This is a genomic window from Mesorhizobium sp. M7A.F.Ca.CA.004.04.2.1, assembly GCF_004022825.1.
Taxonomy (GTDB): domain Bacteria; phylum Pseudomonadota; class Alphaproteobacteria; order Rhizobiales; family Rhizobiaceae; genus Mesorhizobium.
In genome coordinates, this window is sequence record NZ_RZPH01000190.1 from 1 (window position 1) to 7,544 (window position 7,544).

Genomic DNA, 7,544 nt, shown 5'->3' on the forward strand with positions numbered 1-7,544 from the left:
CATCTGCAGGCCGGGTTCGGCAGCGAAAATTGGTATTTCCGCCCCAAGAGTGCCCCAAAAACGGAAAATCCTTCTTTGTATATTTATTCTATAAACATAATAAATATCGGCGAAGTCCGGCTGCGGCCGGATCGATCAATGACACGGCCTGAATGGGAGACATTTCATGGCACACGCAGAGACCGACGCGATCAAGTTTGCCTACTGGGTGCCGAATGTTTCGGGCGGCCTGGTGATCTCCAACATCGAGCAGCGCACCAACCATTCGGCCGAGTATAACCGCAAGCTGGCGCAGATCGCCGAGAGGTCCGGCTTCGACTACGCGCTCAGCCAGATCCGTTTCACCGCTGGCTACGGCGCCGACGAACAGCATGAATCGGTGGCGTTCAGCCATGATCTGCTGGCGGCGACCACCACGCTCAAGGTCATCGCCGCGATCCTGCCCGGGCCATGGAACCCGGCGCTGGCGGCCAAGCAGATCGCCACCATCAGCTACCTGACCAACGGCCGCGTCGCGATCAATCTTGTCTCCGGCTGGTTCCGCGGCGAGTTCCACGCCATTGGCGAGCATTGGCTCGACCATGACGAGCGCTACCGCCGCTCGGAAGAATTCATTCGTGCGCTGCGCGGAATATGGACTGAAGACAGCTTCACCTTCCGTGGTGATTTCTACCGCTTCAACGAATATTCGCTGAAGCCGAAGCCGCCGCAGCCGCTGCCCGAAATCTTCCAGGGTGGCTCGTCGCGCGCCGCACGCGACATGGCATCACGGGTTTCGGACTGGTACTTCACCAACGGCAACACGCCGGCTGAAATCGCCAAGCAGGTCGACGACCTCAGGGCCAAGGCGAAGGCCAACAACCATTCCGTCAAGGTCGGCGTCAACGCTTTCGCTGTCGTTCGCGAGACCGAGGAGGAGGCCAAGACGGTGCTCGCCGAAATCATCGCCAAGGCCAATCCCGAAGCGGTCAATGCTTTCGGCCATGAGGTCAAGAACGCCGGTAAGGCCTCGCCGGAAGGTGAGGGCAATTGGGCGAAATCGTCCTTCGACGACCTGGTCCAGTACAATGACGGCTTCCGCTCCAACCTGATCGGCACCCCCAGGCAGGTCGCTCAACGCGTCGTCGACCTGAAGCGCGCGGGTGCGGATCTCATCCTGCTCGGTTTCCTGCACTTCCAGGAAGAGGTCGAGTATTTCGGCAAGCATGTCATCCCACTCGTTCGCGAACTGGAAGATGCCGAGGCGGCGGCGTCGCTGGCGGCGGAGTAGTCACCCCATAGGCACGCCGGGCAGGCGCCGGCCTGCACACATGAAGCTTGCCCGGCGCGCTGATCCGTCGGGCGGCAATAGGATTTTGCGCGCCTAATCGAGGACGATTGGAATGCCGTTGCCCAGTTATACGCTCGGAGTGATGGACGCTTCGGTCTATGCGCCGGAAGTCTTTGCACGCGGCTTGCCGTCAGGCCTGCGGTTGGAGCAGTCGTTCGAAGATGCCGCCTGGCCGGCAGGGTCCGTTGCCGACGCCGCCTCTCCCTTGCTCGCGCTTCAGGGCATAAGCCTGTCGTTTGGCGGCGTCGTCGCACTTGCCGATATCGACCTGTCGGTTCTACCAGGCGAGATCCGTGCCATCATCGGCCCTAACGGGGCCGGCAAGAGCTCGCTGATCAACGTCATCAGCGGCGTCTACAGGCCGGATCGTGGCCATGTCCAGCTCGACGGTACCTTCTATGCCCAGGTCCCGACGCAGCGGCTGGCCCATCTCGGCGTCGCCAGAACCTTCCAGAACCTTGCACTGTTCAAGGGCCTCAGCGTCCTCGACAATATCGCCTCTGGCCTTGCCTACAAGGTTCGCTCCAACTTTGCCGGCCAGGTGCTCGGCATCGGCCGCTCGCGTGGCGAGCAGCGCGATTCACGCAGCCGTGCCGAACAGGTCCTCGAATTCCTCCATCTCACCGCCATTCGCGACCGTCTTGTCGGCACCTTGCCTTATGGGCTGCAGAAGCGTGTCGAATTGGCCCGCGCTCTGGTGGCCGAGCCGCGCCTGCTTTTGCTCGACGAGCCGATGGCCGGCATGACAGCGAGCGAAAAGAGCGAGATGGCGGCTTTCGTCCGTGCCGCGCGCGATCGTTTCGCCACCACCGTGGTGTTGATCGAGCACGATGTCGGCGTCGTCATGGGTCTGTCCGATCGAATCGCCGTCCTCGACTACGGCCGCAAGATCGCCGACGCCACGCCCGATGAAGTCAGGAACGACCAGCGCGTCATCGATGCTTATCTCGGCGTCGCCTCGGACAATGAAGACGGGGCAGGCATATGATCGCCGGTTTCGACTACCAGTTCTTCATCGAAGTGCTCGTCGGAGGCCTGCTCTCAGGCGTCATGTATTCGCTTGTCGCGATCGGCTTCGTGCTCATCTACAAGACCTCGGGCGTGCTCAATTTCGCGCAAGGCGCGATGCTGCTGTTTGCGGCACTCACCTTCGTCAGCCTTGTCGAGCGCGGCATTCCCTTCGCGCTGGCGCTGGTGGTCACCTTCGCCATCATGGTGGCGATCGGCATCGCCATCGAGCGCACGGTGCTCAGGCCACTGACCAACAAGCCGCCGATCACCCTGTTCATGGCGACGCTTGGCCTGTCCTACATCATCGAAGGCGCTGCCCAGCTGATCTGGGGCACGCAGGTCCACGGCCTCGATCTCGGCATCGAGGATGTGCCGCTGGAAATCGGCGGCGTGCTGATCAGCCAGTTCGATATTTTCGCGGCCGTGGTTGCTTCCGGCATGGTCCTCTTGCTGTCGCTGTTCTTCCGCTACACCCGCATCGGCCTCTCCTTCCGCGCAGTCGCCGACGATCAGTTCGCGGCACTCGCGGTCGGCCTCAGGCTACCCCTGATCTGGGCCACTGTATGGGCCGCCGCCGGCCTCGTCGCGCTGGTGGCCGGACTGCTGTGGGGCGCACGCCTCGGCGTGCAGTTCTCGCTGTCGCTGGTGGTGCTCAAGGCGCTGCCGGTGCTGGTGCTCGGCGGTTTCGATTCCATCCTCGGCGCCATCGTCGGCGGCCTCTTGATCGGCGCCAGCGAGAAGCTCGCCGAAGTCTATATCGGCGACTATTTCGGCGGCGGCATAGAGAGCTGGTTTGCCTATGTCGTCGCGCTCGTCTTCCTGCTGATCCGCCCTTCCGGCCTGTTCGGCCAGAAGCTCGTCGAGAGGATCTGAACGATGACCGCGATAACAAGCGATTTCGCCGCTGCGCCGGTGCTGCCGAAATGGGTCGTGCCCGTGCTTTTGCTCGCTTTCGCTTACGGCGTCGTGCCGCTGATCGGCTCAAGCTATCTGTTCGAGGCCATCCTGCTGCCTTTCCTGGCGCTCAGCCTTGCCGGCGTGGGCTTGAACATCCTGACCGGCTATGCCGGCCAGGTGTCGCTTGGCAGTGCTGCTTTCATGGCGGCCGGCGCCTTTGCCGCCTATAATTTCAACCTGCGTGTCGAAGGCCTGCCGCTGGCCGGCAGCATCTTCCTGGCCGGCATAGTGGCGGCCGCGATAGGCGTCGTTTTCGGCCTGCCGAGCCTGCGCCTGAAGGGTTTTTATCTCGCGGTTTCGACCCTTGCCGCGCAGTTCTTCGTGCAATGGGCGTTGACCAAGTTCAGCTGGTTTTCCAACAACTCGGCGTCCGGCGTCATCGACGCGCCGAGACTGTCGATTTCAGGTTTCGCGCTCGACGGCGCCATCGGCCGCTATTTGTTCGCGCTGACCATCGTCACGGTGCTGACCTTCCTTGCCTATAGGCTGGCCTCGTCGCAGACCGGGCGCAACTTCATCGCCATCCGCGACAATGAAACCGCCGCCCGCATCATCGGCATTCCGGTGCTGAAGACCAAGCTTCTGGCCTTCGCCATCTCGTCCTTCATCATTGGCGTTGCCGGCGTCATCTGGGCCTTCGCCTATCTCAGAACCGTCGAGCCGGACGGCTTCGATCTCGACCGGTCGTTCCAGATCCTGTTCATCATCATCATCGGTGGTCTGGCTTCGATCCGCGGCGCCTTCTTCGGCGCCGCCCTCATCGTGGTCTTTCCACTCGCTCTGTCGCGCCTCGGCGGCTTCCTGCTTGGCGATCTCTTCGACTCGGGCGTGCTCGACATGAGCCAGCGCATCGTGCTGGGCGCGCTCATCATCCTGTTTCTGATCCTTGAACCCGACGGGCTGGCGGCGCTGTGGGACAGGGTCCGAAGACGGCTCCTGTTCGCCTGGCAGTCGACTTGAGCTGATGCATTGAAAATGAATCCAATCCGAAAATGAACAAGGGGCCGAACCCAAGACGGCCCATACCGGGAGTATCTCGACCATGACTTTCCTCAGCACAATCAAGGCGGCGGCGCTGTCCGCGGCGATGATCGTGTCGGTGGCCTTACCGGCCGCGCACGCCGACGAACAGTATTTTCCGCTGCAGAGCTATCGCGTCGGGCCTTATGCGGCCGGCGGCACCGGCTTCTTCGGCGGTTTCATCGACTATCTCAACCTCATCAACATCCGTGACGGCGGCGTCAACGGCGTCAAACTGACTTGGGACGAATGCGAGACCCAGTATGAGGTCGAGCGTGGTGTCGAATGCTATGAGCGGCAGAAGAGCCATGCCGGTGCCGCCGCCTGGAACCCGCTCTCGGTCGGCATCGCCTATGCCATGATCGATCGCATCACCGCCGACAAGGTGCCGCTGATCACCGTCAATCACGGCCGAACCGATTCTACAGATGGGCGCGTTTTCCCCTACGTCTTCCCTCTGCTGCTCAATCCCTACAGTGAGACATCAGGCATCGTGAACTACATCGCCTCCAAGGAAGGCGGCATCGACAGACTGAAGGGCAAGAAGATCGTCGTGCTCTATCACGGGTCGCCCTACGGCAAGGAAACCATCCCGATCTATGAATTGCTGGCGCAGAAATACGGCTTCACCGTGCAGCAGATCGAGGTGCCGCATCCCGGCAACGAGCAGCAGTCGCAGTGGCTGACCATCCGTCGCGCCAAGCCGGATTTCGTCGTCCTGCGCGGCTGGGGCGTGATGAACCCGGTGGCGCTGAAGACGGCGGTCAAGGTCGGCTTCCCCGTCGACCATATCGTCGGCAATGTCTGGTCGAATTCCGAAGAGGACGTGATCCCCGCCGGCGACGCCGCCAAGGGCTACACCGCCATCACCACGCAGGCTTCCGGCAACTCCTACCCGGTGGTGCAGGAGATCGTGAAGACGGTCTATGGCGCCGGCAAGGGTAACCTTGAAGACAAGGCGCGCATCGGCTCGGTCTACCACAATCTCGGCATCGTCAACGGCATCCTCAATGTCGAGGCGATCCGGGTCGCGCAGGAGAAGTTCGGCCATCGCGCGCTGACCGGCGACGAGGTCCGCTGGGGCTTCGAGCATCTCAAGCTCGATCCGGCCAAGGTCGAGGCGCTCGGCGCCAAGGACCTGTTCCACTCGATCAATGTCAGCTGGGACAATCACGAAGGCGAAGGCTACGTGACCTTCCAGCAGTGGGACGGCAGGAAGTGGAACGTCGTCTCCGACTGGATCGCGCCGGACTGGGCGCTGCTGCGGCCGATCATCGAGAAGTCCGCCGAGGCCTACGCCGCCGAGAAGGGCATCAAGCTGCGTACCGCCGACGATGCCAATGCTGTGACCACCAACTGATCAGTCAGTGCCGGGCGTCGCGGACCAAGTTTCCGTGGCGCCCGACCTGTTCGGTTTTTGAACCGCGAAAGAACAGCCTATGCCGAACGATGACGTCATTCTTGCCGTGGACGCGGTCCATGCCACCTACAACCACGCCATCACGGCGCTGCACGGCGTCAGCTTTGAGCTCAGGCGCGGTCAGATCCTGGCGTTGCTCGGAGCCAATGGCGCCGGGAAGACCACGACGCTGAAGGCCGTCTCCAACCTGCTGCCGGCGGAACGTGGCCAGGTCAATGCCGGCACCATCCGCTATGAAGGGTCCGATGTCTCGCGCCGCAAACCGGGTGATCTGGTGCGCGCCGGGCTGGTCCAGGTGCTGGAAGGCCGCCACTGCTTCAAAAGCCTCACCGTCGAGGAGAATCTGATCGCCGGCGGCATCGGCCGCAGCGGGAGCCGCGCCGAGATCAATCAAGACCTCGAGCGGATCTACGGCTATTTCCCGCGCCTCAGGGAGAAGCGCCGGACATTGTCCGGCCTGACCTCCGGCGGTGAACAGCAGATGACCGCCATCGGCCGGGCGCTGATGTCGCGACCGCGTTTGCTGGTTCTCGACGAACCGTCGATGGGACTCGCCCCGCTCATCGTCCAGGACATCTTCCAGAGCTTGAAAAAACTCAACCGTGAGACCGGCCTGTCGATCCTGGTTGCCGAGCAGAACTCGGCAGTCGCGCTCAGATACGCCGACCACGCCACCGTGCTCGAAAACGGCGTTTCCGTGCTCGCTGGCGCTGCCGCCGAACTTCGCCAGCGCGAGGACATCAGAGCCTTCTATCTCGGTCAATCAACCCCCGGGCAACAGGTGTCACCCGCCACCAAGCCCGCCCATCTCCACGCCGTTGCCTGAGCCAAAATCCCAAGGAGCAGTGAAATGACCGTTTCGACCGTCAAAACCGACAAGGCTTCCGCCGCCGTGCCGCCAGTCGCAAGACCGACCGCGCCAGCGCACATCATCAAGGACGATGCGGAGGCGATTGCGATTGCCCACGCGCTCGCCGCCGAATTCGTCAAGGATTCCTCCCGACGCGATCGCGAGCGGATCTGGCCGGTCGCCGAACTCGATGCCTTTTCGCAAAGCGGCCTTTGGTCGATCAATGTACCAAAGGCATTCGGTGGGCCGGAGGTGTCATATGCGACGCTGGCGAAGGTGATCGAGATCATCTCGGCGGCGGATTCCTCGATCGGCCAGGTTGCCCAGAACCATCTCGGCGTTGTAGCCGCCATCCGCACCGTGGCCGACGCGGACCAGCAGAAGCTGCTGTTTGCCGAAGCGTTGAAAGGCACGCGGTTCGGCAACGCCTTTTCCGAGTTCGGCTCCAAGCGCGCCGCCGATTTTGAGACCCGCTTCACCGATGCCGGCGATCATGTGGTTGTCAGCGGCCGCAAATTCTATTCGTCCGGCGCGCTGCTTGCCCACCTGGTGCCGATCGTGGCGCTCGATGACGAGGGCCGCGCCTGGTATGCGATCGCCGACCGCGGCGCACCCGGACTGACCGTCATCGACGACTGGTCGAGCTTTGGCCAGCGCACGACGCTGTCCGGCACCGTCATCATCGACAACGTCAAGTTGCCGAAGACGCATCTGGTACCCGGCTACAAGGGCTACGACAGGCCGACCGCCGACGGCGCCATCTTCCAGATCATCCAGGTGGCGGTCGACACCGGCATCGCCCAGGCGGCGATCGACGAGACCGTCAGCTTCGTCAGGACCAAAAGCCGCGCCTGGATCGACAGCGGCGTCGACAACGCCTGGGACGATCCCTACACCATTCAGGCCATCGGCGACCTGACGCTGCGCCTGCACGCGGCGCAGGCGCTGCTGGAGAA

At 62.6% G+C, this 7,544-nt stretch carries 7 protein-coding genes; all 7 read left to right on the plus strand.

Going from position 1 to position 7,544, the window contains the following annotated elements:
* Positions 1 to 166: 166 nt before the first annotated feature.
* On the plus strand, positions 167 to 1,270 hold the full coding sequence (gene sfnG / locus EN893_RS11360; protein ID WP_127270760.1) for a dimethylsulfone monooxygenase SfnG: 1,104 nt from the start codon (positions 167 to 169) through the stop codon (positions 1,268 to 1,270).
* A 112-nt stretch (positions 1,271 to 1,382) separates the two neighbouring features.
* Positions 1,383 to 2,318 (plus strand): ABC transporter ATP-binding protein, encoded by a 936-nt coding sequence (locus EN893_RS11365; RefSeq protein ID WP_127270762.1) that lies wholly within the window; start codon positions 1,383 to 1,385, stop codon positions 2,316 to 2,318.
* Complete coding sequence (locus tag EN893_RS11370) at positions 2,315 to 3,214, plus strand: branched-chain amino acid ABC transporter permease (protein WP_127271920.1); 900 nt, start codon at positions 2,315 to 2,317, stop codon at positions 3,212 to 3,214. The genes EN893_RS11365 and EN893_RS11370 overlap by 4 nt, the downstream gene beginning before the upstream one ends.
* A gap of 3 nt (positions 3,215 to 3,217) precedes the next feature.
* A complete protein-coding gene (locus EN893_RS11375) occupies positions 3,218 to 4,258 on the plus strand; it encodes a branched-chain amino acid ABC transporter permease (RefSeq protein ID WP_127271918.1) in 1,041 nt (346 codons plus the stop codon).
* Positions 4,259 to 4,340: 82 nt separating this feature from the next.
* Complete coding sequence (locus EN893_RS11380; protein ID WP_127269594.1) at positions 4,341 to 5,678, plus strand: ABC transporter substrate-binding protein; 1,338 nt, start codon at positions 4,341 to 4,343, stop codon at positions 5,676 to 5,678.
* A gap of 79 nt (positions 5,679 to 5,757) precedes the next feature.
* The gene (locus EN893_RS11385) at positions 5,758 to 6,564 is read left to right on the plus strand and encodes an ABC transporter ATP-binding protein (RefSeq protein ID WP_127269595.1); all 807 of its coding nucleotides are present in this window, start codon (positions 5,758 to 5,760) and stop codon (positions 6,562 to 6,564) included.
* 24 nt (positions 6,565 to 6,588) lie between these two features.
* Positions 6,589 to 7,544 (plus strand): acyl-CoA dehydrogenase family protein (locus EN893_RS11390; protein WP_128361543.1); only part of this gene is annotated, 956 nt, incomplete at its 3' end.

What these genes read in the sequence shown, in the direction of transcription:
- sfnG (WP_127270760.1), top strand. Translation starts at nt 167, where the DNA reads ATGGCACACGCAGAGACCGACGCGATCAAGTTTGCCTACTGGGTGCCG.
- EN893_RS11365 (WP_127270762.1), top strand. Translation starts at nt 1,383, where the DNA reads ATGCCGTTGCCCAGTTATACGCTCGGAGTGATGGACGCTTCGGTCTAT.
- EN893_RS11370 (WP_127271920.1), top strand. Translation starts at nt 2,315, where the DNA reads ATGATCGCCGGTTTCGACTACCAGTTCTTCATCGAAGTGCTCGTCGGA.
- EN893_RS11375 (WP_127271918.1), top strand. Translation starts at nt 3,218, where the DNA reads ATGACCGCGATAACAAGCGATTTCGCCGCTGCGCCGGTGCTGCCGAAA.
- EN893_RS11380 (WP_127269594.1), top strand. Translation starts at nt 4,341, where the DNA reads ATGACTTTCCTCAGCACAATCAAGGCGGCGGCGCTGTCCGCGGCGATG.
- EN893_RS11385 (WP_127269595.1), top strand. Translation starts at nt 5,758, where the DNA reads ATGCCGAACGATGACGTCATTCTTGCCGTGGACGCGGTCCATGCCACC.